Here is a 25,832-nt window from a genome sequence, read left to right as displayed (position 1 = left end):
TACCGCGTATCAGAGGTTGAAAAGTGATGCAATGCCCGGTTGCATTATGCTCCGGGCATTGCTGTTGATAAGCGCGACTTAGAAGTTGCGCTGGAAGCGGACGAAGCCCTTCAGGTAGCCTTCATCAACACTGTCGCCGTCGAAGTAGTTGACCGCGATCTTGGTGTTGAAGTCCTTCACGATGGCATAGTCGAGTACCGCGCCCACGGCGTAGTCGTCGGCACCGGTCAGGTGGTTGCTCATGAAGTACTGTCCGCCAAGACCAAAGGAAGCGCGCGGCGAGAAGTCATACTTGGCATAAGCGCCTGCGGAGTACTCATAGCCGCCGCTGCTGCCGTCGTGGCTGACGGAGTAGAAGTTCTGGCCGGACTCATAGGTACCCATGAGTTCGAGGGAAATCGCATCCATGGCGCGCATGGTGGCGATCGCCTTGACACCAAACTCCTCTGCAGTGGCGTCGTAGGCGCCCCACAGATTCAGCGTTCCCCATCCCTGGGCAAGTCCGACATTGGCCACGACATTCGGCGTGTAGTCGTAGTCGTAGTCCGCCTCTTCAAGCGCTAGCGACGCATACATGCCATTGGCCGCATCATAGGTGTAGCGCATGAAGTGAACGAGATCGCCACCACCGGAATCGAACTCGCCGGAAAGGCCCGCATCATAAAGCGTGTCGGACAGACCCATGGAAAGGCCGCCAAGCGAGATGATTGCCTGCTGGAGATAGACGCCGCGGAATACCGAAGCGACGGCGCTGTCGATCGGGTCATAAGCCGGATCTTCCAGGTTGATGCCCTGATAACCGGAATAGGCATCACCACGAACCTCGATGAAGCCGCCGAGCGTGCCATATTCCGTCTCGGTGCGTGCATCCAGCGTGATGGAGCCGCGTGCCAGCTTCTTCCAGCCGTCATCATTGTCTGCCCAGTCGATCTGGTAACGGACATAGCCGCCGATCTTCAGGCAGGTTTCGGTGCCGGGGATATAGAAGAAGCCTGCGCCATAGACGTCGCAAACGCGAACATATTCCATGGGTTCAGCAACAGGCTCGGGATAAATGACCACCGGCGCATCGGCAGCCTGCGCGCCGGATACGGCGACAACTGCAACAGCGGAGCCGAGGAGAAGGCTCTTAAACTTCATTTTCTGACCTCCAGTCTGAATTATTCGGTTTCAGACCATTCGGAGCCGGATCGTTCGGAGAAAATGCAGTGGGAACAGATAGTTATGCGCAAAGTCTGTGCGAGATATAAGCCAGCGCGCCAGGGAGGCGGGCGGGTGAAATGGGAAAGTGGGGAAGCAGTCAGCTTGCGCGTGGCGGAGAGGAAGGGATTCGAACCCTCGAGACGGTTGCCCGTCTACTCCCTTAGCAGGGGAGCGCCTTCGACCACTCGGCCACCTCTCCGGCGCAAGCGCTGGATAAAGAAAAGCGACGCGACAATCAACATGCCAAAATGCGTTTCCTGCACATTATCCTTTATGGGCGCGTCATCCGGCGAGCTGGCATTCGTGAAACAAGGCGCGGCCAATCGCCGTTCGATCAGGTCTGCCTGGGGAATCGCTCCGGGAATCAGCTTCTGTGATTCCTCTCCTAATTCCGCGGGAAATGCTCGCTGATCGGCCCTGAACAGGTCCGGATCAGTCGCTCCTGCCACATTCGAAGCGGCCGAAAACACTTCCAAAACCTAACAATTCCTTACTAAGGCACTGCTTATCGTGTCATTTGTGCAACAGCGATCTTTGATAGCGCCTCAGATGTGGCGTGAAGGTGGCAATCGCAGTTGATCGGCAGACCGGCATGAGTAATGTCGCTTTCGAAGAAGGAGCGCAGAGCTGCTTTTTCGTGCATTGGGGATGGGGCAGGGAACGCTGTCCTTCAGCAAAAGCCCAGACCCTTTTTTAAGAACTTTGACTGGAGGTCAGAAAATGAACATCAAGAGCCTTCTTATCGGCTCCGCAGCTGCTACGGCTGCTGTTTCGGGCGCTCAGGCGGCCGACGCCATCGTCATCCCACAGCCGGAGCCGATGGAATATGTCCGCGTCTGTGACGTTTACGGCGCTGGCTTCTTCTACATCCCGGGCACCGAGACCTGCCTGAAGATCGGCGGCTATGCTCGCTACGAAATCAGCTGGGCCGAAGGCGACGACGGCTGGAAGAAGATGGCTCGCGGTACGCTCACCGTCGACGCTCGCTCCGAGACCGAATACGGCACGCTCGGCGGCTTCATCGAGCTGCGCGCTCAGACCCAGAGCGGTTTCACCAGCAACGAAGGCTACGTAGTTGTTGATGACGAGCTCGTTAACAACGACGTAGACAACTACGTTCAGCTGCAGCAGGCAATCATCTCGCTCGGCGGCCTCTCCATGGGTGTGTCCGACACGCTTTATGATGCTGGCCTTTCCGGCGAGTTCGACTCCGGTGGCGGTGATCGCGTTCACTTCATCCGTTACACCTTCGACGCAGCCAACGGCGTTTTCGTCTCGGTCGCTCTCGAAGAAGCTGACTACAATCTCGACTACACGCCGAACGTAGTTGGTAGCCTGGGCGTTGCTCAGGGCTGGGGCTCTGTCACGGCTTGGGGCGCATACGACGCAACGGCTGAAGAGTGGGCTGCAAAGGGTATCGCTTCGATCAACGCGACGTCCGCAATCACTCTCGAACTGCTCGGTACCTATGAGTCCGGCAACAGCTTCTACTCCGTTAGCAATGGCGGAAATGGTGGCTACGAGTGGTCCGCAGGCGGTTACGTGAAGTTCGCTGCTACGCCGAAGATGTCCATCGGCTTCGGTGGTCAGTACTTCGTCAACGAGCACGGCACCGATCTTGACGACTACGCTCTCGGCGCAGTTCTCGACTACGAGATCGTCGAAAACTTCGACGCCAAGCTCGCTGTTAACTACCGTGACGGCGACAACTTCGGTGACGACAACAACTGGAGCGGTTTCGCTCGCTTCACCCGCTCCTTCTAATTTCGGTTAGAAGTACGGATAAGGGAACCCGGCAGCATCGCTGCCGGGTTTTCTTTTTGTTTGACAATTGGAAGAGTTGGCGCGTGTTGCCGCTATCGCTTGTACGCGGTGAGGGAGCCTTGCAAACAGTTGCAGGTGCGCAAGCCCGGGCAAGCTGGAGCATTCACCTGCTCCCGCGGTTTCAGTCCCGCCGCCCCTCGACGAGATCCTTCTCCACCTCGAACTCCCCAGTCAGCCGCATCTTGTAGACCTGGTAGTTTTCGAAGACGCGCTGCACATAGTTCCGCGTTTCCGTGAAGGGAATGCGCTCCATCCAGTCCACGACTTCTTCGACCGGCTTGCCGCGTGGATCGCCAAAGCGTTCGATCCACTGAAGAGAGCGGGAAGGACCCGCATTGTAGCCAACAAAGGTGAGAATATAGGAGCCGTCAAAGCGTTCGAGCTGCTGGCTGAGATAGGCGGCACCAAGCGATGCGTTATAGGCTGCATCATCGGTCAGGCGTGACGTGGAGTAGGCAACGCCTGCGATGCGCGCCATCTCGCGCGCGGTACCGGGCAACAATTGCAGAATGCCGCGCGCGCCGGCATGTGAGACAACGCCCGTGCGAAACTCGCTTTCCTGGCGCCCGATCGCATAGGCCAGCGCCTTGCCGGCGCCCGACACGCTCGCATCTGCCGGTATAGCGCCGGTGGGGTGAGCCAGAGCACCTATGTCAAGGCCGCGCGATGCAGCGCTCTTGCCGATCCTGAGCGCCAGATAATGGTCGCCACGCGTCTCAGCCAGCTCGGCGAGCAGCGTGAGTTCCTCCACGCTTTCCAGTTCTTCGGCGAGATCACGGTAGATGATATCCGCCCGCCATGTCTGGCCGACTTCCTCGAGGCGGCGCAGCGCGCGCACCGGCTCACGCGTGAAGAAGACCTTCCGGTCCGGTATTGTCGTGGCCGGCGGCTTCGCATTGATGCTGTCGCGCCCGAGCTTCGCTGCGGCCAACTGACCGTAGAAAGCGGTGTCATAGCGCGCTGCAGTCTCGTAATGCGCATTGTCTTCGCCATTGCCGGCTGCTTCCGCGGCCCGTCCGAGCCAGTAAAAGGCCCGCGCATTGGAAATCGGCCCATCCGCCACGGCTGCAATTTTCTGGAAGTGCAGCGCCGCTTCATGCGGGCTGTTCAGGAAACGCAATGCATACCAGCCGGCATGAAAAGCCGCATCTGCGATGGTGGATGCGTCTCCGACGCGCTGTGCGGCAGCGACCTTGTAGGCCAGTTCATATTCTTCGATGTCGAGAAGTTCGCGTGAGAGCACGCGGCGCTCCTGCCACCACTGCCGGGGATCAGCATAGCCGTCGGGCGCTGTCGGAGCGGCCAGGATCGCCTCTGCGGCTCCAAGATAGTTTCCCTTGCGACGCAGATAGCGCGCCTTTGCGTAATAGTAGCCCGGCGAGCGCAGTGACGTCGGAACCGCATCAAGAAGCGCCAACGCATTCGGCTCCTTGCGTATTGCAGCTGCCCAGGCATCCGCCAGCGGCTTGGCATCTGCAATTTCGGCTACACGCATGGCCGAGCGGACCCTGTCGGTAAGCAGCATGCGCTCCATGCGGTGGCGATGATCCGCGCGCGTGAGAAGCGGACCGAACTGCTCGATAATCGAAGCCTCTTCCTTCGCGTCCAGCTTTGCCGTCCGCCAATAGGGTGCAATCGCCTCACGCGCCGCCTCGCCATTGCCGAGCGCCAGATGGGCACGAGCCAACGCCAGACGGCCATCCGTCGTCAGCGGCTCATTATTCCCAATGGCCCTGATGACTTCCGCAGGTCCGTCAGCCTCGCGCAGCCTTGCGCGCTCCAGATTGCGCTTCAGCCGCTGCATGCCCGGCCAGCCTGCCAGAACTTCAGCCGCATCTTCCAGTTCGTTGGCGCTCACCGACCATTCGCCGGACATCGCGACGGCCCAGGTGAGAATTCTCGCGTTGAGCGATACCGGATCGAGACTGTCGCGTACGGCAAGCGTGGCACCCGTGTCGCCCTTGCGCAGCGCTTCTAGCGCATCGCGCAGTTCAGCATGTTTCATCTTTGCGGGAAGTTGCGCGGGAATGCTGGCCAGGCCTGCCACAACAGCGGTGGCTGTCGCGGAAACATCCGGTCTTGGCACGGGCAGGGGGGCTTCCTGCGGCAGCGACAGCTGTCCGCCGAAAGCTGCAGTGCCAATGGCCAGGGGCGCGGTCGCCAGTGCGAGCGCCAGGGCGCTGGAACGAATATGCATCATCTCACCAATATCCGGGGTCAGCCTAGCTTATTGCGGGCCATGCGCAAATGCGCGTCAGCATCTCGCTTCTTAGTGGCAGATAATGCTGTCGTGATGTCACATCCTGGCAGGTGTTGGTGCGCATATAGCTCTGTATCGTGCGTGCAACACTTCTGTGCCAATGACCCGCTTCGCATTCTTCTTGCGGGTAATCCATGGCAAGACTATGGTGCCGCGCCTTGGCCCCATATATGAGCGACAGGAACAGGCACCATCATGGGGCGCCGATCAGAAATTTTTGAGGAGTTTTCGCATGTTCAGAGGTTCCATCACCGCGTTGGTGACGCCATTCAGCCAGGATGGAAGCCTCGACAAGAAAGCCTTCGGCGACTTTGTCGAATGGCAGATTGCGGAAGGCTCCAGCGGTCTCGTGCCTGTTGGCACCACGGGCGAATCTCCCACGCTTACCCATGAAGAACACCGTGAGATCGTGCGTATCTGTGTCGAAATTGCCGACAAGCGCGTGCCGGTCATCGCAGGTGCGGGATCCAATTCGACGCGCGAGGCAATCGGTTTTGTTGAACATGCCGAAAAGGTGGGGGCGGATGCGGTCCTGGTCGTCACGCCTTACTACAACAAGCCCAATCAGCGGGGCCTCTACGAGCACTATGCGGCCGTGGCGCGTTCCACCAGCCTGCCGATCATCATCTACAACATCCCGCCGCGTTCAATCATCGACATGACCCCGGAGACGATGGGGCGCCTGGCAGCTGACTTCACCAATATCGTTGGCGTCAAGGATGCCACGTCCAAGGTGGACCGGGTTTCCGAGCAGCGCGCAACTTGCGGCTCGGACTTCATCCAGCTTTCCGGCGAAGATGCGTCCGCACTTGGCTTCAATGCCCATGGCGGCGTCGGTTGCATTTCGGTGACCGCAAATGTCGCGCCTCGGCTTTGCGCGCAGTTCCAGGAAGCAAGCCTCAATGGCGACCGCGACCTGGCGCTGGAGCTTCAGGATCGCCTGATGCCGCTGCATCGCGCGCTCTTCATCGAGCCCAATCCGTCCGGTGCGAAATATGCGCTGTCACGCCTCGGCAAGCTGGAAAACACACTGCGCAGCCCGCTCGTGCCAATCGAGGCCGAAACAGCCGCACGCATCGACGATGCCCTGAAACATGCCGGCCTGATGAACTGAGGCCGGCTTCAAGCGTTAGAGCGATATGGCTCAGGAAAAGAACAAGAATTTCAAGGTCGTTGCCGAAAACCGCAAGGCCCGTTTCTCCTATGAGATCACCGATACTCTGGAAGCGGGGCTTGTGCTCACCGGCACCGAAGTAAAGTCACTGCGCGAGGGCCAGGCGAATATTCAGGAATCCTACGCTTCGGCGGAAGGTGGCGAGATCTGGCTGATCAATTCCTATATTCCCGAATATTTCGCCGGAAACCGTTTCAACCATGAGCCGCGCCGCCGTCGCAAATTGCTCCTGTCCAAGAGGGAGATGTCGCGGCTGGCTCAGGCCGTGGACCGGGAAGGCATGACCATGGTCCCGCTCAAGATGTATTTCAACGAGCGGGGCCTTGCCAAGCTTCAGATCGCCGTCGGCAAGGGCAAGAAACTGCACGACAAGCGCGAGACCGAAAAGAAGCGCGACTGGAACCGCGAAAAGGCGCGCCTTCTGAAGGAGAAAGGGTGAGGGGGAGAAGGTAGACGGTAGTAAGTGTTGACTGCAGATGTGCGACCCGCCAGCCTCACTACTCACTACTCACTACTCACTACTCACTACTCACTACTCACCAAATACGCCCGCACCCGCCGGAACACATCAACAAACATCTCCTCGGTCAGACGACCGGTGTTCGTGTTGTAGCGCGAGCAGTGGTAGCTGGAGAAGATACGGTATCGGCCGGCGTCCTGTTCGGCGCCGTGGGAAAACGGGTGGTCCTTCACCTTCAGGCCAAGTGCTCTGACAGTGGATTGGTGGGCGATCGTGCCGAGGGTCACGATAGCGCGAATATTGTCGAAACGCTCGATCGTGGGGCGGAAATAGGCGTCGCGGCAGGTGTTGATTTCAGAACCGATCGGTTTGTTTTCCGGAGGCACACAGCGCACAGCATTGACGATGGCGGCATCAGTAAGCTCGAGGCTGTCGTCGATCCGTGCATCGAAATGGCCTGTCGCAAAGCCATGGAAAATCAGCGTGTCGTACAGAAGTGTTCCTGCATAGTCGCCCGTGAAGGGGCGTCCGGTGCGGTTTGCGCCGCGCAGGCCAGGGGCGAGGCCGACAATAAGCAGGCGCGCCTTGTCTTCACCGGCGGAAGGCGAAAAGGTAGGAACCGGCGCGTTGAACCATTCTGGTTCGCGGGCGCGCCAATTTTCAAGAAACTGATGAAGGCGTGGACATAAGGTGCAGGTGCGAGGCGGCTCACCCGGCCGCGCATCCACGCTCATTCCACATCGTCATTGTCGAATTCGGGCTCTGCCTCGGGTCGGCGCATCGGTCGCTCCGAGGGGTCGCGACCGATCTCGGCTTGGAGCGAGGCAAGGTCGATGTAACTGTCGGCCTGACGGCGCAACTCGTCGGAGATCATCGGCGGTTGGGACTGGATGGTCGAGATGACACTCACCTTGCGCCCCTTGCGCTGCAATGCTTCGACCAGGGTGCGGAAGTCACCGTCGCCGGAGAAGATGACATAGTGGTCCACGACATCGGTCAGTTCCATCGCATCGATGGCCAGCTCGATATCCATATTGCCCTTGATCTTGCGGCGCCCGGAAGAGTCGGTGAACTCCTTCGCCGGCTTTGTCACGACCTTGTATCCGTTATAGTCGAGCCAATCGATCAGAGGGCGAATTGAAGAATACTCCTGGTCTTCAACCAGAGCGGTATAGTAATAAGCGCGCAGCAGATAGGCTTTCTTCTGGAAGCTCGACAACAGCTTGCGATAGTCAATGTCAAAGCCCAATGCGCGTGAGGTGGCGTAGAGATTCGCACCATCAATGAATAGGGCAATCTTTTCGCGTGGATCAAACATGATCTAAAATCCTTCGTCGCAATTGCTGTGGAGCTGAAATGCGATCACTCAATAGCGGTCGCATACTCCTGTACGCATAAATGAATTAGTGCGCACTTACGTTCAATCCAATGCTGTTTAAATTTGGGTTGTCAATTAACATATGTCCTGTCCACGGCGCCTGCCTTGGTTAAAATGCCTCTTCTGTGCTTCCGGCGCTCCGCAACTCTGTGGGCATGTGTCGGCGGAAAAGCTTGTAATCGGCGCGCGGAGAAGTTATCTACTGCGCCAGATTTCCCGAAATTGCATGCATGAAAGGGGCACCTCATGGCCCGCGTCACCGTTGAAGATTGTATCGACAAGGTCGACAACCGCTTCGACCTCGTGCTTCTCGCCAGCCACCGTGCACGCCAGATCTCGCAGGGTGGTTCGATCACCGTCGATCGCGACAACGACAAGAATCCGGTTGTCGCACTGCGTGAGATCGCGGACGAAACGCTTTCTCCCGGCGACCTGCGCGAAGACCTGATCCACTCGCTGCAGAAGCATGTCGAGGTTGATGAGCCTGAAGCAGATGTTCCAACCCTTCCTGCAGAGCCGGAAGCTGCGGCTGCATCGGCTGATGCGCCGGAAGACGAGCCGGTTTCCTTCGACCGTATGAGCGAGGAAGATCTGCTGGCCGGCATTGAAGGTCTGGTACCGCCGGAGAAAAGCGACGACTTCTGATCGTCTGCCAGGCGCGGTACGCTACCGCGGCACCAACGCCTTGTTTTTGGCTGCTTTTGGGCTTATGCGCCGTATAACAAATACGGCGCATTTGTCGTTTGTATGCTGAGCTTGGGGAGTAGCTGCCGATGATGCGTCAATATGAGCTTGTGGAGCGGGTGCAGCGCTACAAGCCGGACGTGAACGAGGCGCTACTCAACAAAGCTTATGTCTACGCCATGCAGAAGCATGGTCACCAGCGTCGCGCATCGGGCGATCCCTATTTCTCCCACCCGCTGGAAGTCGCTGCCATCCTCACGGACATGCATCTCGACGAGTCGACGATCGCTGTCGCTCTTCTCCATGACACCATCGAAGACACTTCGGCCACACGTGCGGAGATTGATGAGCTTTTCGGTCCGGACATCGGCAAGCTGGTCGAGGGGCTGACAAAGCTCAAGAAGCTCGATCTTGTATCGAAGAAGGCGGCGCAGGCGGAAAATCTGCGCAAACTGCTTCTGGCCATTTCCGAAGATGTGCGCGTCCTTCTCGTAAAGCTCGCCGACCGGCTGCACAATATGCGCACGCTGCACCATGTGCCCGTGCACAAGCGGCTGCGGATCGCCGAAGAGACCATGGAAATCTATGCCCCTCTCGCCGGACGCATGGGCATGCAGGATATGCGCGAAGAATTGGAAGAGCTCGCATTCCGTTACACCAACCCCGAAGCCTTCCACGCAGTCACCGAGCGTCTTGCCGATCTGCTTGAGCGTAATCGCGGCATCCTCGTCGAGATCGAGCGCTCCCTTGAAGAACTTTTTCGCAAGCATGACATCAATGCGGTCGTCAAAAGCCGCCAGAAGAAGCCGTGGTCGGTATTTCGCAAGATGGAGACCAAGGCTCTGTCTTTCGAGCAGCTCTCCGACATTTTCGGCTTCCGGGTGACGGTGGACACGGTGGAGGAGTGCTACCGCGCGCTGGGCGCGATCCACTCGACCTGGTCGCTCGTGCCCGGCCGCTTCAAGGATTACATCTCCACGCCGAAGCAGAACGACTACCGCTCCATCCACACGACCATTGTCGGCCCTTCGCGCCAGCGCGTGGAGCTGCAGATCCGCACGCACGAGATGGACAAGATCGCCGAATATGGCGTTGCAGCACACACGCTCTACAAGGATTTCGGCAGCCGCACCACGGTGCCCGGCCACCAGATATCCAAGGACACCAACGCCTATGCATGGCTGCGCCGCACCATCGAGGCATTGTCGGAGGGTGACAATCCCGAAGAATTTCTGGAAAACACCAAGCTGGAGCTCTTTCAGGATCAGGTTTTCTGCTTCACGCCGAAGGGCCGTCTGATCGCGCTGCCGCGCGGGGCGACACCTATCGATTTCGCCTATGCCGTGCACACGGATATCGGCGACTCCTGCGTCGGCGCCAAGGTCAATGGCCGCATCATGCCTCTGATGACGGAGCTGAAAAACGGTGATGAAGTCGAGATCGTGCGCTCCAAGGGGCAGGTGCCGCCCGCCGCGTGGGAATCTGTGGTTGTTACCGGCAAGGCGCGCTCGGCCATCCGTCGCGCCACCCGTAATGCCATCCGCAAACAGTATTCCGGTCTGGGTACGCGCATTCTGGAGCGTGCATTCGAGCGCGTGGAAAAGACTTTCACCCGCGACGCGCTCAAGCCCGTGCTTCACCGCCTTGCGCGCAAGGATGTCGAGGATGTGCTCGCTGCCGTTGGTCGCGGCGAGATCTCCTCGCAGGACGTCATCCACGCCGTCTTCCCCGACTACAAGGATGAACGCGTCACCCAGAACGCGCCAGCGCGTGAGGAAGGCTGGTTCAATCTGCGCAACGCGGCAGGCATGCTCTTCCAGATCCCCGGCCGCTCGTCTCGCAGAAAGACGAAGGGCAGGGACCAGCAGCAGGCGTCACAGCCACAGGATGGAAATTCGCTACCGATCCGAGGCGTCAGTGGCGACCTGCCGGTACGTTTCGCACCGGAAGGAGCAGTGCCAGGCGATCGCATCGTTGGCATCTTGCAGCCCGGCTCCGGCATCACCATCTACCCGATACAGTCGCCCTCACTGACCGCATTCGACGATCAGCCGGAGCGCTGGATAGATGTGCGGTGGGACATCGACGAACACAATTCCGAGCGGTTTCCGGCACGTTTGACAGTGACTGCGATAAACGAGCCGGGCTCCTTGGCAGAGCTGACGCAGGTCATAGCGGCAAATGACGCCAATATTCACACGCTGACAATGGCGCGCACGGCCCCCGACTTCACCGAAATGCTTTTTGACCTGGAAGTCTGGGACCTGAAGCATCTCAATCGCCTTATTTCACAGTTGAAAGAGGTGTCGAGCGTCAGCCATGTCGAGCGGGTGAACGGATAGGCACGATCTGCGTTGCAGATACAGGACGAAGAAATTTCGTCGCAGAGCGGTGATAAGAACACGGCGTTAACAGCAGGCCCTTATAAAGGAACCGGCACTGATCGCGTGTGGAAGTGGTGAATGCTTTTCAAGCGTAGAAAGCGAGCAGATTTCTGGGAACGGGTGCGCATGTTCCTGTGGCCGCGCCGTTCCTTTTGGCGTTCGGCGCAGTATTTTGCCAAGCGCGCCTTGCGGCTCCGTGCCACACCCCATGCCATTGCCGGCGGCATTGCGGCAGGCGTGTTTGCTTCTTTCACGCCCTTTCTGGGCTTCCATTTCATATTGGCGGCAGCACTGGCCTGGCTGATTGGCGGCAATCTCGTGGCCTCGGCGCTGGGCACCGCCGTGGGAAATCCGCTGACATTTCCCTTCATCTGGGGGGCAACGCTGCAGATCGGTCGCTCCATCCTGACAGGCGGCCATCCGGGCGAAGCCGCACCGCTCCATATCGGCCGCGTCTTGCGTCACCTGGACTTCGCCAAGCTTTGGGAACCCTTTCTGAAGCCCATGACTGTGGGCGCAATCCCGCTGGGGCTTGCTGCAGCCATCATCGCCTATATTGTGACAAGATGGACTGTCATCACCTTCCGCGAGCAGCGGCGAAGACGTCTGTTGGAGAAGGCGCGTCGTCGGGCGATGGCTGAGACGGCAATAGCAACGGCAGGCGAATGATCATCGGACTTGGCAGCGACCTCATCGACATCAGGCGGGTCGCGAAGACACTGGAACGCCACGAGAAGCGTTTTACCCAGCGCGTTTTCACCGAAATCGAAAGACAGAAATCCGATCGCAGGAAGGAGAGGGCGGCATCCTATGCCAAGCGCTTCGCTGCGAAGGAGGCCTGTTCCAAGGCATTGGGAACGGGGCTGTCCCGCGGGGTGTTCTGGCGCGACATGGGGGTCGTGAACCTGCCCGGCGGCAAGCCCACCATGCAGCTTTCCGGCGGTGCTGCCAGGCGCCTGCAGGAAATGATTCCCGAAGGTCACCGGCCGGTTATTCACCTGACCATCACCGACGACTACCCACTGGCGCAGGCCTTCGTGATCATCGAGGCGCTGCCTGGCGCTGATGGATGACTTCAAGCCCTGCTGGCCAATTGCCTGCAGGCGCTACAACCGATAAGAGACAGCGCAGAACGAGGGCCGCGGTGATGCGGCTGGAACCGAGGACGAAATGAGCGTGGCCGACAAATCCCGTAACAAATCAGGCGGCATTGGCGAAACCGCAAGTGTCATCATCCAGGCGTTATTGCTGGCGCTGGTGATCCGGACCTTGCTGTTCCAGCCGTTTTCGATTCCCTCCGGTTCCATGCGTCCAACCTTGCTTGAGGGCGATTATCTCTTCGTGACGAAATGGGCCTATGGCTATTCACGTCACTCGCTGCCGTTTTCGCCGCCGCTTTTCTCCGGGCGCATTTTCGGTTCGGCACCCGAACGCGGCGATGTTGCCGTCTTCAAGTTCCCGCCAAACCCCTCGCTCGACTACATCAAGCGCGTGATCGGCTTGCCGGGCGACCGCATCCAGATGCGCGATGGCCAACTCTTCATCAATGGCGAGGCGGTTCAGCGTGAGAAGGTCGGACAGATCGAAGATCCCGACATCACCGAAATGACGCGACCCGTCGATGTCTATCGCGAAACGCTGCCCAATGGTGTTTCCTATGACACGCTCGACCTGTCACCCAATTCCATCGGTGACAACACGCGGGAATTTGTGGTGCCGGATGGCCACTATTTCATGATGGGCGACAATCGCGACAACTCCACCGACAGCCGTTTCTCGGTCGGTTTCGTGCCCGAGGAAAACCTCGTTGGCCGCGCCAATATCATTTTCTTCTCCATTGCCGGTGGCGCAAGCCCGCTTGAGCTTTGGAGATGGCCAAGCGAACTGCGCCCGGGTCGCCTGTTCAACTGGGTCGACTGACCATGCCTGCCAATCGGCTGAGCGAGAAGGAGCTTGCCGATGCGCTGGAAAAGCGCGTCGGCATTCGCATTTCGCGCACGGGACTGCTGAACGAGGCGCTAACCCATGCCAGCGCCCGCGAAGCCTCCGGCGCAGACTATCAGCGGTTGGAATTTTTGGGCGACCGGGTGCTCGGCATCGTCATTGCCGAAATGCTCTACAAGGCTTTTCCCGAAGCGCCTGAAGGTGAACTTTCCGTCCGCCTGAACGCTCTCGTGAATGGTGACACGCTCGCCGAAGTCGCGCGCGAGCTGGATCTGGACGCCTTGGTCAATATCGGAAGCGAGATGCGCGCAATCGCGCCGCGCAAGCGCGTCAACCTGCTCGCCGACATCATGGAAGCACTGATCGCGGTCATCTATCTCGAACACGGGCTGGAACAGGCGCGCGATTTCATTCATGCTCACTGGACCGCACGCTCCAGGCAGCCGGCGGCAGCCCGCCAGGATGCAAAGACGGCGTTGCAGGAATGGGCTCATCAGGCGGCGGGAAACACGCCGCGCTACACCGTGGTCTCCCGCGAAGGACCGGACCATGAGCCCGTCTTTACGGTCGAAGTGACCATAGAAGGTTTCCCCGGAGGCCACGGCACAGGCCGGTCCAAGCGGGAAGCAGAACAGGCCGCAGCAAGCTTTGTCCTTCAACGGGAAGGCGTGTGGCAGAAACAGGCACATTCATCATGAACGAGAACGACAGCACCACCGACAACCAGGAGACGGCGACCCGCTCCGGTTTCGTCGCGCTGATCGGCGCGCCCAATGCGGGCAAATCCACGCTATTGAACCGGCTGGTCGGTGCGAAGGTCTCCATCGTCACCCACAAGGTGCAGACGACCCGCGCCATGATCCGCGGCATCGCCACCCACGAGCAAACCCAGATCGTCTTCATCGACACGCCCGGCATCTTTCGTCCCCGGCGCAGGCTCGACAAGGCCATGGTCACGACCGCCTGGGGCGGCGCGCGCGACGCCGATGTTATCGCATTTCTGATCGATGCCGAACGCGGCCTGAAGGGAGACGCGGAAGCTATCCTCGCAGGCCTGAAAGACGTGAAGCAGAAGAAGGTTCTTGTCTTCAACAAGGTCGACCGTGTTCGACCCGAAGCCCTGCTGGAGCTGACCGCCAAGGCCACCGCCGATGTGGAATTCGACCGCGTCTTCATGATTTCGGCATTGAACGGTTCCGGCTGCGACGACCTCATGTCATATCTCGCCGATACGCTGCCGGAGGGGCCGTGGTACTATCCAGAAGACCAGATTTCCGATTTGCCAATGCGCAATCTGGCAGCCGAGATCACCCGCGAAAAGGTCTTCCTGCGTCTTCATCAGGAGCTTCCCTATTCCGTCCATGTGGAAACGGAGCAGTGGGAAGAGCGCAAGGACGGGTCCGTGCGCATCCAGCAGGTCATCTATGTGGAGCGTGACGGCCAGAAGAAGCTGGTGCTTGGCCACAAGGGCGGGACTGTGAAGGCGATTGGCCAGGCGGCACGCGAGGAGCTTTCCGAGATCCTTGAGCAGAAAGTGCATCTCTTCCTCTTCGTGAAGGTACGCGAGAACTGGAGCAACGATCCCGAGCGCTATCGGGAGATGGGGCTGGAATTTCCCACCTGATTGACCGAAGGCTCACCCGATGGAGTGGCATGACGAAGGAATAGTTCTGGGCAGCCGCAAGCACGGCGAGACCAGCGCCATTCTCGAAGTCATGACAGCCGCACACGGCCGCCATCTGGGGCTCGTGCGCGGAGGGCGCTCGCGCCGCCTTCAGCCCGTGCTCCAACCCGGTAACCGTGTCACCCTCAGCTGGCGTGCAAGGCTCGATGAGCATCTGGGCAGCTTCCAGGTCGAACCGGTCCAGCTGAATGCAGCGCGCCTTATGGAAAGCGCGCTCGCCATTCACGGCATCCAGCTCCTGGGAGCCCATCTGCGCCTGTTGCCCGAGCGCGACCCTCATCCCGGACTGTTCACGACGCTGGAAGTCGTGACCGAGCATCTGCACGACCCGGACATGGTCGCGCCGCTGATGGCGCGGTTCGAATTGGCGATCTTGGAAGAACTTGGCTTCGGCCTCGACTTGAGCCGCTGCGCGCTTACCGGCGCCACTGATGGTCTGGCCTATGTATCACCCAAGACGGGCCGCGCCGTCACCCACGAAGCCGGCGCACCCTGGGCCGACAAGCTCCTGCCCCTGCCATCCCTCATCAGCCGGTCACCCGACCGGATCAACGATGTCGAAGGCCAGTTGCGCCAGGCTTTTGCACTGACCGGCTACTTCCTCCACCGCGACGTCTACGAACCCCGCGGCATGGAAGAACCCACTTCAAGAGCAGGTTTCATCCAGGCCCTGATGCGCAGCGTTGGATAAAAAAGCGCCGGCAGACTATGCCGGCGCTCCAGTCAGTTCGATGTAACAGGCGTCAGGCGATCTTGCCGCCGCCCTGTTTGGTGACGGTGACGACGGCCGGGCGGACCGGGAGATTGTCGTCGAAGTCGGGCCAGCGGGTGGCAGGCTGTTCGTAGGTGGCGAGGCCCTCGTCACCGGGATGCTGGACCGCGAGGAACAGCGTTTCCGATGATGGGGTGAAATAGGGCCCGCACATTTCCGCACCCACCGGCACGCGGAAGAAGAGCTTGGAGGTGCCGCGGGCTTCGCCATCGGTGTCGACGGCCCAAAGCCCGTCTGTGCGACCGGTCTGGCTCTCGCTGTTGCCGTCGGTGGAAACCCAGAGACGACCTTCCGCGTCGATGGCACAGTTGTCTGGCATGCCGAACCAGCCGTTTTCCGTCGTGGCCGAGGAGAAGCTTGCACCAACTTCGGCAACCGAGGGATCGCCGCATTTCAGCAGGATCTCCCAGGTTGATTTTGTGGAAGCGAAATCGCCGTCGGTTTCGGTGATCTCGATGATGTGGCCGAATGCATTGTCCGCACGCGGATTGGCGGCGTTTTCGTCACCTTCCTTGCGGCGGGTATTGTTGGTGAGCATGCAATAGACCTTGCCGGTCTTGGGGTTCGGCTGAACGTCTTCCGGACGGTCCATCTTGGTCGCGCCCAGAAGATCAGCCGCACGCCGCGTCTCGATCAGTACATCGGCCTGCGAAGCAAAGCCGTGGGCTTCATCAAGCGGAGCCTCGCCGTGCACGAGCGGCATCCACTCAACCGTGCCGTCCTCATCGAAGCGGGCAACGTAGAGCGTACCGTCGTCCAGAAGGTCGGCATTGGTTGCTGGGTCGCTTTCGCTGTAGGTGCCGCTGGTCACGAACTTGTAGACATAGTCGAAGCGCTCGTCATCGCCCGAATAGCAGACGACGCGGCCATCGGAATTCACGACGGTCTCGCAGCCCTCATGCTTGAAGCGGCCAAGCGCGGTGCGCTTCTTGGGCTTGGAATTCGGGTCCTTCGGGTCGACTTCGACGATCCAGCCGAAACGGTTCGGCTCGTTGGGCTCCTTCGACACGTCGAAGCGATCGTGGAAATTGCCCCAATTGTACCAGCCGCCGGGCACGCCCATGCGCTTGTAGTTCAGCTCTTCGCGATGGCCCTCCGGCAGCGCGCCGCCAAAATAGCCATGGGTGTTTTCCTCTGCCATCAGCCAGGTGCCCCAGGGCGTAAGACCGCCCGCACAATTGTTCAGCGTGCCGAAGACCTTGGTGCCGGACGGATCGGCATTGGTCTTCACCCGCGCATGACCCGCAACCGGTCCGGAGAGCTGCATCTCGGTCTCGGTGGTGATGCGGCGATTGTACTGGCTGTCGAGAACGGGCTTCCACTTGCCGTTCTCGTCGCGCGCGATCTCGATGACCGTGCCGCCATGGGCGGCCATCTCGATATCGACCAACTCCTTGGTGAACTCGCCGATCTCGACCTTCTGAGTCTCGACCTGCTGGCCATCCTTTTCTTCCGTGACCGTAACCACCTTGGCGAAGTTCGGGAACATCAGCTCGGCATTGGTATATTCGTGGTTCACGACAAGAAGGCCGCGATCTTCCGCCTCGTTGAGCGGCACGAAACCGACATAGTCGTTGTTGTAGCCGAACTGCTTGGCCTGGGCCTCTGCCGTCTGGTTCATCGGGTCGAAATCGGGAGCGTCGGCCAGAACCTTGTCACCCCAGCGAAGCAGGACATCGGCGTCATATCCGTCAGCCACATGATGCGTCTCGTCCACGCCGGCAGCGATTTCCGCAAAATCGAAGCTCGAAGCCACTTCCTGTGCTTCAGCGCGCCCGGCCGAAAGAGCAAGCGGACTAACCGTTGCGCCGATGGCGGCAACGGCAAGCGAACCGCGCAGGAAGCCGCGGCGCGAATAGCGGCGATTGATGATGTCGCCCATGGTCGGGTTGTCGCTGTCATTGCGGCCGACATCTTCGGATGCCTCTCGCATTTCCGTCAGATTCTCGATTTCGATCGGGGGGACGCGCTCGTTCATGACTGCCTCCTGCTGGACCATGCGACACACGGCGTCTGGTGGCGTGTGGCCTATGGTTCTGGCTAAAATTGGGAACATGACAACAGGCAGGAAATGCCCACTGCATGCTTCATCAACTAGAGCGCGATTGTTGCAGGCCGATGACAGGCCCTGTTCACGACGCACTTGCAACCGGCTGAGCCTCAGAGACCCTGATGCCCAGTTCACCGGCCTGGATCCGGGCAAGCCAGGGAAGGGGAAGCATTGCTTCCACGGCTTTGTTCCTGATGACGCCGGGATAGGAACAAAGCGTGGGCTTGCCGCTCCTGGTGGCATCGAAGAGGGACCAGACTATCCGTGTGCCGTCCGCAGCCTCATGTTTCGCCCGGAACCCCGCGGCGGCGAGGCAGCCGATGTGGTGGCCACCAGGGTCCGGTTCCGCCGGGATCTGCTTGAAAGGCCCGAAGCCGAAAAGGCTGTCATGCTGAAGCATGTGACCCCTTGCCAGCGGCCACACATATTCCCGCAGGAAATACTGATCTGCAAAATGCCGGGATTTGACACCGCGCGCAACGAAGTCGCCGATCATGTCGTGCATCGGCGGCAAGGCACCGCGCGCTGCTGACCAAAGGCCGGCAAGAATGAGTTCCGTATGGGAGCAGAAATCCCGGATGATATGGAAACTCTTGCCGCTTTCGACCCATTCGCGGGTGGCGGCAGATTCGCGCTCTCCGATGATGGAATCCGCATCGCGGAACATCACCCGGTCCACGTCAGGATCATCATAGGCGAGAAAACGCCACATGGGCCCCGGCCACTGGGCCTGTTCGCCGCGCATATAGTGAATTTCCGCACCCAGGCTCAGGAGACGGTCAATCACGTGGTGGGGCACGGAATCGTTTACATGGAAGCGCATCGACCATTCGGGATAGACAGCCGGACGCGCCTCGGCATTCGCGATTGCCGTCTCACAATATTTGGGATCGCTACCGAATAGGCTGAAGGAGATGACATTGCGCCCGCGCGCCAGCGGTTCGAACGGCGGAGGAGCCGTCACCCGCCAGGCGGTTTTCGGTGTACGGAATGCAACATCACGCAGTTCCAGGGCACGGCGTCCGTAATTCGACGCCGCAGCAGGATCACCCAGCATGCCGGACGCATGGGCAAGAGAATCGAGCGCCTGGTAGTTTTCCGGCTCGAGCTCATGGGCGCGGCTTGCGCAACGCAGCGCCTGCTCCCAGTTGCGCATATGAATCATGCAGGCAGCCGCATCGCGCCACAAGGTAGGGTGCGTGGGGACGAGGCGCAGCCCGCGTTCGACTACCTTGAAGGCAGCGTTGAAATCCCCGCGCTGGAAGTGGGCAGAGAACTGATCCCCAAGCTTACGCAGAAGCTTGTTGGTCTGGGGCGTGACCTTGTGCGCCATGGGTGGCAGGCGGCCGGGTTTGAAAGACATGAACGAACCTCATCAGGCCCCCGCCAGACGAAACGCATTTTCGCCATGGAGTACCGTCCATGGAATGCGAAAACGCGCCGCAGAGTGTGCGACGCGTTGTCCGTGAGTGCGAAATAAGAGCGGGCTGATAGGCCTCATGCCGGCTGTGCGGCCGGACCCCGTTCGACCGGTTTTTCGCGAATGGGCCAGTGCACCACGGCCGCGAACAGTCCGAGCGCCACGCCAAGCCACCAGACCGGGTCATAGGAGCCAAAGCGGTCATAGAGATAGCCGCCCATCCACACACCAAGGAACGAGCCGACCTGGTGGGAAAAGAAGACGATGCCGCCCAGCATGCCCAGATAACGGGTACCGAACATGACAGCGACCAAGGCGTTGGTCGGCGGGACGGTCGACAGCCAGAGGAGCCCCATGACCACCGCAAATGCGATCACCGTAGCTGGAGTCTGGGGGAAAAGCAGAAACGCGGTCACGGCCACCGAGCGTGCGAGATAGATGAGTGCGAGGAAATAGGGCTTCGAATAGCGCTGCCCGATGGCACCAGATGCGAGTGAACCGATGATGTTGAAGAACCCGATCAGCGCCAGTGCCAGGACGGCATAGCGGGCATCGATGCCCAGATCGCCGATATATGCGGGGAAATGCGCGGTGATGAACGCGACCTGGAAACCGCAGACGAAGAAGCCCGAGACGAGAAGCAAGAAGGAGCGATGGCCGAATGCTTCGCGCAGTGCCTCGCCGAAACTCTGCTCGAACTGCGCGCCCTGTGAGACGCGCCCGCTGCCGGCATTGCCAACCAGGGGGAGCGCCAGAAGCGGGATCACGAGCATGACGGCACTCATATAGATGAGCGTGTCCGACCAGCCGAAACTGTCGATCATGGCCTGGCTGATCGGGGCAAAGAGGAACATGCCCGCCGAGCCCGCGGCCGTGCCGATGCCGAAGACGATGCTGCGGTTTTCGGGAGCCGTGTTGCGGGCGAATGCGGCCAGGACGATGCTGAACGAGCCCGCCGCCACGCCCAGACCGACAAGAACGCCGCCGCCGATGTGGAGCATGGCCTCGTTCTGCGCAACAGCCATCAGTGCCAGGCCGCTTGCATAGAGGATGCCCGAAAGCGCAAGAACCCGCCAAGTCCCGAAGCGGTCGCTGATTGCGCCAAAGACAGGCTGTCCAAACCCCCACATCAGGTTCTGGATCGCCATGGCGAGACCGAAAGTGGTGCGGTCCCAACCGCGATCCTCAAGCATCGGAAGCTGGAAGAAGCCCATGGCCGAGCGCGGACCGAAGGTCAGCGCGGCAATGATGCAGCCGCAAATCACGATCAGCCAGGGAAAGCCCGGCGTGCCGGTTTCGCTTCTTGCAGCGGCAGTCATTTCATCCATCCTTCTTGCATCGTCAGATCGTAGCCGATGCTTTGCCACGGACAATCAAATTCGGATGATGCCACAAATCAGTTTTCGTGAAGGGCAGGGGCGCCGGTTCCACCCCCGCATTGCGCTCAAGCCGCGGTCGTTTTCACCTCTGCGGCTGCCGTGATCAGATGCAGGTCGCGCTGGGGAAATGGAATGGATATGCCTTTCTCGTCGAAAGCCTTCTTGGCGGCCTTTGTCAGATCAAGCCGCGTCTGCCACCAGTCCGGCGTTGCCGTCCAATAGCGCAGTGTCACGTTCACGGCATTGTCGCCAAGTTCGGAAACGAAAGTGGCGGGCTCCGGATCTGCCAGCACACGCTCGTCATTTTGCGCGAGACTCATCATGGTTTCTTGCGCGAGATCGATGTCGTCGTCATAGCCGATGCCGATAACAAGATCGTTGCGACGATCCTTGTTGCGCGAGTAGTTGATGACGGATTTGTTCCAGAGTTCGCTGTTGGGCGCCAGAACATAAAGCCCGTCGATCGCCTTAAGCTCCGTTGCGAAGAGGCCGATCTCCACGATCGTTCCGGCCGTGCCACCTGCGTCCACATATTCACCGACACGAAACGGCTTCAGGACCAGAAGCATGATGCCGGCGGCAACGTTCTGCAGCGTGCCTTGCAGCGCCAGGCCGATGGCAAGGCCGGCGGCACCAAGAGCCGCCAGAATGCTGGCTGTTTGCACGCCGAACTGGGCAAGAACCGTGACACCCACAAGAATGAGAACCGCGTAGCGGGCCGTTTTCGAGAGAAACCGGCAGAGCGTCTGATCGAAGGAGCGCATGCGGCCCAAGGTTTTCGCCAGTGAGCGCTCGACGAAACCGGCAACGATGTAGCCGGCGATGATCAGGACAATGGCGCCGAGAATCGAAAAGGCGTAGCTGACGACGAAGGCGCTTGCCGCTGCCACCATCGTCTCGCCTGCTGTCATGATCTGCGCTGTGTCGAATTCCATCGGATCCCGCCTCCTTCGCTTGAACTGCCCGCTTTGACGCAGGCTCATATTCGCCGCCGTTTGACAGATATGGGCTGTCATTGAAACCGCGTGCGGTCGCTTCTTCCATCAAAATTATGTCACGGCGTGATTTTCTCAATTCCCGCGCCCATTCGGCGGTGATAAGGATTGAGGAAGCAACGCGAGGCAATCCGCATCCAAATGAATGCCGACATACGTCCGGCACGCGCATCAGACATCGATGCGCTCCTGCAGATCGAAAACAGTGTCTTTTCCACCGACCGGATATCCCGCCGCTCGTTTCGCCAACACATAGACAGTGACAGTGCGAGTCTTCTCGTTGCGGACAATCGCGGGCAGGTGCTGGGCTATTGCCTGGTGCTTTACCGGGCGGGAAGCGGAGTGGCGCGCCTCTACTCCATAGCCGTCGCCAATAATGCAGGGATGAAGGGGCTTGGGCAGGCATTGCTGGCTGCAGCGGAGCGCGACGCCTATGGCCATGAGCGTCTTGTGCTCAGGCTGGAGGTGCGCGAGGACAATGCCCGCGCAATCGACCTCTACGAGCGTGCCGGCTTCCGCCGTTTCAGGCGCGACGAGCAATATTACGAAGACGGCTCGCCGGCCCTGCGCTTCGAAAAACTGCTGCGGGGCGAACCGATCAGCACCCAGCCCGTGCCCTACTACGAGCAGCGCGAAGAGTTCACCTGTGGTCCTTGCTGCCTGATGATGGCCATGGCCCGGTTCAAGCAGGATTTCAAACCCGATCCGGTGTTCGAGATTCGTCTCTGGCGAGAAGCAACAACCGTTTTCATGCTGTCCGGTCCCGGTGGATGCGAGCCTTTCGGCCTTGCTGTCGCCGCAGCCGAACATGGATTGTCGGCCTCGGTCTATGTTTCGCGCAACGGACCACTCTTCCTGGAGTCTGTGCGCGCTCCGGAAAAGCAGCGTGTCATGCGCCTTGCACAGAAGGATTTTCTCAAGAGAGCGCAAGCTCTCGGGATCGAAACCCATCGCCGCGCATTTTCGCTGGATGACATCACCAATGCCCTTGGGTCGAACAAGGTCGTGGCGGTGCTGATCAGCGGTTACCTGATGTTCGGCAAGAAGGTGCCGCATTGGGTTCTGGCGATCGGCCACGACGCGGAACACATAGTGGTCCACGATCCTTGGGTGGAGGACGAGAGGGGGGAAACGGCATCGGATGCGGCTGCCATTCCCATCCCCAACGAGATTTTCATGCGCATGGCGCGTTTCGGTCAGAACAATCTGCGCGCCGCCGTGGTACTGGGAGATGCAGACGCCAAATGAGCTGGGTCATTCTTACAAGCCGACCGGGCGATCTCGACCAGACCGCCACCCCGCACAAGATCATCACGAGCAAGGACTATCTGGCCCATCCCTCGCTGTTTCGCGGCCAGTCTCCAAAGATCATCAATCTTTCAAGCAGCTTCAGCTATCAAAGCCGCGGCTATTACGCCTCGCTGCTGGCAAGTTCCCGCGGCCACAAGGTCATTCCGTCCGTCGAGACACTCATCGACCTGTCCGCGCGCAAGCTTTACGAGAACGCACTGCCCGAGCTTGAGCAGGCGCTCAATCGCTGTCGCAAGGATATCGGTGGCAGCTTTCCGCAGAGCGTTTCGGTCTTTTTCGGCATTGGCCCGACCAAAGCATGGGACCGCTTCGCACGGCTTCTGTTCGACTGGTTTCGCGCTCCCGCCCTCGAGGTCGCGATCCAGGAGGGGGAATGGGCAACAATCAGGAAGATCGGGTTCCTTCCGCTCGCGCGGATGAAGGATGAAGAAAAAACGCGTTTCGTGGAAAGTCTCGATACCTATACGAGCCGCCAGTGGCGCGACAAGAAGGCACGCACGCCCGCGCGATATACGTTCGCCACGCTGATCGACCCGCAGGAAGAACTGCCGCCGTCATCTGTGAGTTCACTGAAACACTGGTCGCGTATTGCCGAAAAGATGGGCGTTGAAATCGAGCCGATCGGCAAGAAGGATTTGGCGCGGCTGGCAAATTTCGATGCGCTCTTCATCCGCGAAACCACCTCGATCTCCAATCATACCTATCGCTTCGCCCGTCGGGCAGAACAGGAAGGCATGCCCGTCATCGACGATCCGCTGTCGATGATCCGCTGCACCAACAAGGTCTATCTGAACGAGCTGATGGCCGCGCATCGTGTGCCGGTACCCCCGACGGTCATGATTTCAGGGCAGGTCGATCTTCAGAATGCAGCAGACAAGCTCGGCTTTCCGCTCGTCCTCAAGATCCCCGACAGCGCGTTCTCGCGCGGCGTGAAGAAAGCCGCGAACATGGAGGAGCTTCAGAAACTGGCTACCAAATGGCTCGAAGGCTCCGACCTCCTGATCGCACAAAAATACATGCCGACCGATTTCGACTGGCGCATCGGGGTGCTGGGGGGAAAGCCTCTGTTTGCCGTCCAATATCTCATGGCCAAGAAACATTGGCAGATCGTCAATCATGACCGTCGCGGCAAGCCGGATGAAGGCGGGTTCCGCGCCTTCACCCTGGCCGAAACGCCCGAGCATGTGGTGGACATCGCCGTGCGCGCGGCGCGCTGCATCGGTGACGGGCTTTATGGCGTGGATCTCAAGGAAACTCCGGATGGCGTCTTCGTGATCGAGGTCAACGACAACCCCAATCTTGAACATGGCTGCGAGGATTCCGGCGAAAAAGACGAAGTCTGGGTGAAGCTGACCCAGTGGTTCCTTGACCGCCTGGAAAGGGCCGGGCGCTGAAGGTCACGCCTTGCGCATGACCTCGATCGCATCGAACCGCTCCATGAACGCGGCCTGCGCCTTGCGTGCAGGCATGGGGTCAAGCGGCAGATATTCGGGATCGACACCGCGCGGTTGGCCGAAAAAGCGCTCTGCCTCCTCAGACGCAAAGCCGGCAAGCAGCGTTGCCTCGAAATAGGCAGCAACCTGATCGGCGCGCTTGATCGCCCGCTTCAGTTTCATGTCGATGGTTGGCGGCAGCGAAAAGCGAATATGTATCGCCCTCTGCAGGCGGCGTTCCACCGATTTGTAGTCGTCGCCAAGGGTCGCCTTGAAAGGGGAAATCATGTCCCCGATCACATATTCGGGCGCATCGTGCAAAAGCGCGATCTGGAATGCTTCAGGACCCGCATCGCGGTTGAGCACCTCGAACACCCGCTCCACAAGAAGCGAGTGCTGCGCGACGGAATATGCGAAGTCGCCAGCGGTCTGCCCGTTCCAACGCGCCACGCGCGCAAGTCCATGGGCAATGTCTGTAATCTCGATGTCGAGCGGGGAGGGGTCGAGCAGATCAAGCCGGCGGCCGGAAAGCATACGCTGCCAGGCGCGCGGCGGAGCAGAACGCCTCATGCCTCAGGCTCTTTCTCAAGCGAGAAGCTCGCATAGGCCGGTACACTGAGGCTGAGCGTTGCATCGCCCGCTGTCACAGCTTCGCCATTGGCGGCAGCATCAGCCACGCGGTCGGTGCGCACAATGGCCAGACCCTGGGTGCCGCTGACGGTGCCTAGCCGACCGATCTCGCGTTCTCCGACCAGAAGGGGAGAGCCTGTTGCAGGCAGTAGAACATCACCGTTCACCTTCACCAGCCGACGGCGCGCCGTCCCGCGATGGTGCATGCGCGAAACCACTTCCTGCCCGACATAGCAGCCCTTGCGCAGACCGACACCGCCACCTTGGTCATAAAGAACGTCATGGGGGAAGGCGTCGCCCAGCTCGAAGTCATTGCCGCTCTCGGGCACAGCGTGCTCGATGCGCCGGTTAGCCCAATCTGCTTCATCCGCGCTCGATGTTGCACCCAAATCATAGGTACGAAACACGTGTGCTTCGCCAAACCGAAGATCGCGGCAACGAGATGAATCGCTTGTTGAGGCGTCTGAATCATTTTCCCAGTAAGCCGAGACAGTCTCCTGATCGGAAAGGGAAATCTCAGCTTTCGCGCGCAGCTTGTAGAGGGTGAGACGCTTCAGGAGATCTGGAGCGACATCCTTGCGCGCATCCAGGCGAAATCCCTTGTCCCCGTGGCGCGAGATGACGAAGTCGAACAGGATCTTGCCCTGCGGGGTCAGCAGAGCCCCCGCCTGCGCCTCGCCCTGTGCCAGCTTGTCCAGATCGGTGGTGATGACATTCTGGAGCAGGCTTTCGGCATCATCGCCAGTGATATGGATGACAGCCCGGTCTTCAAAAACTCGCCTTGGCATTGCGCCCTCACGATTTCATGCGCTGGAATCTGGGGCTATAGCTATGCGTGGCGAAGGGA

General features: G+C 59.8%; 23 protein-coding genes and 1 tRNA gene. 13 read left to right on the top strand and 11 right to left on the bottom strand.

Annotated elements, in window-relative coordinates; translation table 11 throughout:
* Window positions 1–78 precede the first annotated feature (78 nt).
* Complete coding sequence (locus tag EL18_RS08020; protein WP_036481614.1) at window positions 79–1,140, bottom strand: porin; 1,062 nt, start codon at window positions 1,138–1,140, stop codon at window positions 79–81.
* 172 nt (window positions 1,141–1,312) lie between these two features.
* A tRNA-Ser gene (locus EL18_RS08015) sits at window positions 1,313–1,402 on the bottom strand.
* 521 nt (window positions 1,403–1,923) lie between these two features.
* Here EL18_RS08015 and EL18_RS08010 point away from each other — a divergent pair.
* The gene (locus tag EL18_RS08010) at window positions 1,924–2,967 is read left to right on the top strand and encodes a porin (RefSeq protein WP_036481612.1); all 1,044 of its coding nucleotides are present in this window, start codon (window positions 1,924–1,926) and stop codon (window positions 2,965–2,967) included.
* 181 nt (window positions 2,968–3,148) lie between these two features.
* Here the strand turns inward: EL18_RS08010 and EL18_RS08005 are convergent, their stop codons facing one another.
* Window positions 3,149–5,227, bottom strand: a complete 2,079-nt coding sequence (locus EL18_RS08005) for a lytic transglycosylase domain-containing protein (protein ID WP_244444535.1) — start codon at window positions 5,225–5,227, stop codon at window positions 3,149–3,151.
* Window positions 5,228–5,519: 292 nt separating this feature from the next.
* On the opposite strand from EL18_RS08005, the gene dapA reads away from it, so the two are divergent.
* Both dapA and smpB read left to right on the top strand, forming a co-directional pair.
* A complete protein-coding gene (gene dapA, locus EL18_RS08000; RefSeq protein ID WP_036484258.1) occupies window positions 5,520–6,401 on the top strand; it encodes a 4-hydroxy-tetrahydrodipicolinate synthase in 882 nt (293 codons plus the stop codon).
* A 25-nt stretch (window positions 6,402–6,426) separates the two neighbouring features.
* The gene (gene smpB, locus EL18_RS07995) at window positions 6,427–6,900 is read left to right on the top strand and encodes an SsrA-binding protein SmpB (RefSeq protein ID WP_036481609.1); all 474 of its coding nucleotides are present in this window, start codon (window positions 6,427–6,429) and stop codon (window positions 6,898–6,900) included.
* Window positions 6,901–6,986: 86 nt separating this feature from the next.
* Here smpB and EL18_RS07990 read toward each other — a convergent pair whose 3' ends face one another.
* Both EL18_RS07990 and EL18_RS07985 read right to left on the bottom strand, forming a co-directional pair.
* Window positions 6,987–7,655 (bottom strand): uracil-DNA glycosylase, encoded by a 669-nt coding sequence (locus tag EL18_RS07990; protein ID WP_036481607.1) that lies wholly within the window; start codon window positions 7,653–7,655, stop codon window positions 6,987–6,989.
* A complete protein-coding gene (locus EL18_RS07985; protein ID WP_036481606.1) occupies window positions 7,652–8,239 on the bottom strand; it encodes a LabA-like NYN domain-containing protein in 588 nt (195 codons plus the stop codon). Before EL18_RS07985 ends, EL18_RS07990 begins: the two co-directional genes overlap by 4 nt.
* Window positions 8,240–8,545: 306 nt before the next feature.
* Here EL18_RS07985 and rpoZ point away from each other — a divergent pair, with 306 nt between their 5' ends.
* The 8 genes from rpoZ to recO all read left to right on the top strand — a co-directional run bounded on the left by rpoZ (window position 8,546) and on the right by recO (window position 15,686).
* Entirely contained in the window at window positions 8,546–8,944 is a 399-nt protein-coding gene (gene rpoZ / locus EL18_RS07980; protein WP_036481603.1) for a DNA-directed RNA polymerase subunit omega, read from the top strand.
* 128 nt (window positions 8,945–9,072) lie between these two features.
* A complete protein-coding gene (locus tag EL18_RS07975) occupies window positions 9,073–11,325 on the top strand; it encodes a RelA/SpoT family protein (protein WP_036481601.1) in 2,253 nt (750 codons plus the stop codon).
* Between the two features lie 120 nt (window positions 11,326–11,445).
* The gene (locus EL18_RS07970) at window positions 11,446–12,036 is read left to right on the top strand and encodes a DUF2062 domain-containing protein (protein WP_036481598.1); all 591 of its coding nucleotides are present in this window, start codon (window positions 11,446–11,448) and stop codon (window positions 12,034–12,036) included.
* Window positions 12,033–12,440, top strand: coding sequence for a holo-ACP synthase (acpS, locus tag EL18_RS07965; RefSeq protein WP_036481596.1), 408 nt, complete (start codon window positions 12,033–12,035; stop codon window positions 12,438–12,440). Before EL18_RS07970 ends, acpS begins: the two co-directional genes overlap by 4 nt.
* Window positions 12,441–12,537: 97 nt before the next feature.
* Window positions 12,538–13,287, top strand: coding sequence for a signal peptidase I (lepB, locus tag EL18_RS07960; protein ID WP_036481594.1), 750 nt, complete (start codon window positions 12,538–12,540; stop codon window positions 13,285–13,287).
* Between the two features lie 2 nt (window positions 13,288–13,289).
* A complete protein-coding gene (gene rnc / locus EL18_RS07955) occupies window positions 13,290–14,009 on the top strand; it encodes a ribonuclease III (protein ID WP_036481592.1) in 720 nt (239 codons plus the stop codon).
* A complete protein-coding gene (era, locus tag EL18_RS07950; protein WP_036481590.1) occupies window positions 14,006–14,935 on the top strand; it encodes a GTPase Era in 930 nt (309 codons plus the stop codon). The genes rnc and era overlap by 4 nt, the downstream gene beginning before the upstream one ends.
* A 19-nt stretch (window positions 14,936–14,954) precedes the next feature.
* Entirely contained in the window at window positions 14,955–15,686 is a 732-nt protein-coding gene (recO, locus tag EL18_RS07945) for a DNA repair protein RecO (RefSeq protein WP_036481588.1), read from the top strand.
* Between the two features lie 52 nt (window positions 15,687–15,738).
* Here recO and EL18_RS07940 read toward each other — a convergent pair whose 3' ends face one another.
* From EL18_RS07940 to EL18_RS07925, 4 genes are all read right to left on the bottom strand, one after another.
* Complete coding sequence (locus tag EL18_RS07940; protein WP_036481586.1) at window positions 15,739–17,745, bottom strand: PhoX family protein; 2,007 nt, start codon at window positions 17,743–17,745, stop codon at window positions 15,739–15,741.
* A gap of 154 nt (window positions 17,746–17,899) precedes the next feature.
* A complete protein-coding gene (locus EL18_RS07935; protein ID WP_051913882.1) occupies window positions 17,900–19,180 on the bottom strand; it encodes a tetratricopeptide repeat protein in 1,281 nt (426 codons plus the stop codon).
* A gap of 134 nt (window positions 19,181–19,314) precedes the next feature.
* Window positions 19,315–20,556: an MFS transporter gene (locus EL18_RS07930; RefSeq protein WP_200875507.1), complete on the bottom strand. Its 1,242-nt coding sequence runs from the start codon at window positions 20,554–20,556 to the stop codon at window positions 19,315–19,317.
* A gap of 125 nt (window positions 20,557–20,681) precedes the next feature.
* Complete coding sequence (locus EL18_RS07925; RefSeq protein ID WP_036481582.1) at window positions 20,682–21,551, bottom strand: mechanosensitive ion channel family protein; 870 nt, start codon at window positions 21,549–21,551, stop codon at window positions 20,682–20,684.
* A 201-nt stretch (window positions 21,552–21,752) separates the two neighbouring features.
* Here EL18_RS07925 and EL18_RS07920 point away from each other — a divergent pair, with 201 nt between their 5' ends.
* Together EL18_RS07920 and EL18_RS07915 are read left to right on the top strand one after the other, a co-directional pair.
* Window positions 21,753–22,859, top strand: a complete 1,107-nt coding sequence (locus EL18_RS07920) for a peptidase C39 family protein (protein ID WP_036481580.1) — start codon at window positions 21,753–21,755, stop codon at window positions 22,857–22,859.
* On the top strand, window positions 22,856–24,316 hold the full coding sequence (locus EL18_RS07915; RefSeq protein WP_036481578.1) for a RimK family protein: 1,461 nt from the start codon (window positions 22,856–22,858) through the stop codon (window positions 24,314–24,316). Before EL18_RS07920 ends, EL18_RS07915 begins: the two co-directional genes overlap by 4 nt.
* Before the next feature lie 3 nt (window positions 24,317–24,319).
* Here EL18_RS07915 and EL18_RS07910 read toward each other — a convergent pair whose 3' ends face one another.
* Together EL18_RS07910 and ygfZ are read right to left on the bottom strand one after the other, a co-directional pair.
* Window positions 24,320–24,925, bottom strand: a complete 606-nt coding sequence (locus EL18_RS07910; RefSeq protein ID WP_036481576.1) for a YfbR-like 5'-deoxynucleotidase — start codon at window positions 24,923–24,925, stop codon at window positions 24,320–24,322.
* Window positions 24,922–25,773, bottom strand: coding sequence for a CAF17-like 4Fe-4S cluster assembly/insertion protein YgfZ (ygfZ, locus tag EL18_RS07905; protein WP_036481574.1), 852 nt, complete (start codon window positions 25,771–25,773; stop codon window positions 24,922–24,924). The genes EL18_RS07910 and ygfZ overlap by 4 nt, the downstream gene beginning before the upstream one ends.
* Window positions 25,774–25,832 lie beyond the last annotated feature (59 nt).

Origin of the sequence: Nitratireductor basaltis, assembly GCF_000733725.1 — a bacterium.
GTDB classification, from domain to species: domain Bacteria; phylum Pseudomonadota; class Alphaproteobacteria; order Rhizobiales; family Rhizobiaceae; genus Chelativorans; species Chelativorans basaltis.
The sequence above is the reverse complement of the archived record's forward strand: the minus strand, read 5'-3'. Positions and strand labels throughout refer to the sequence as shown.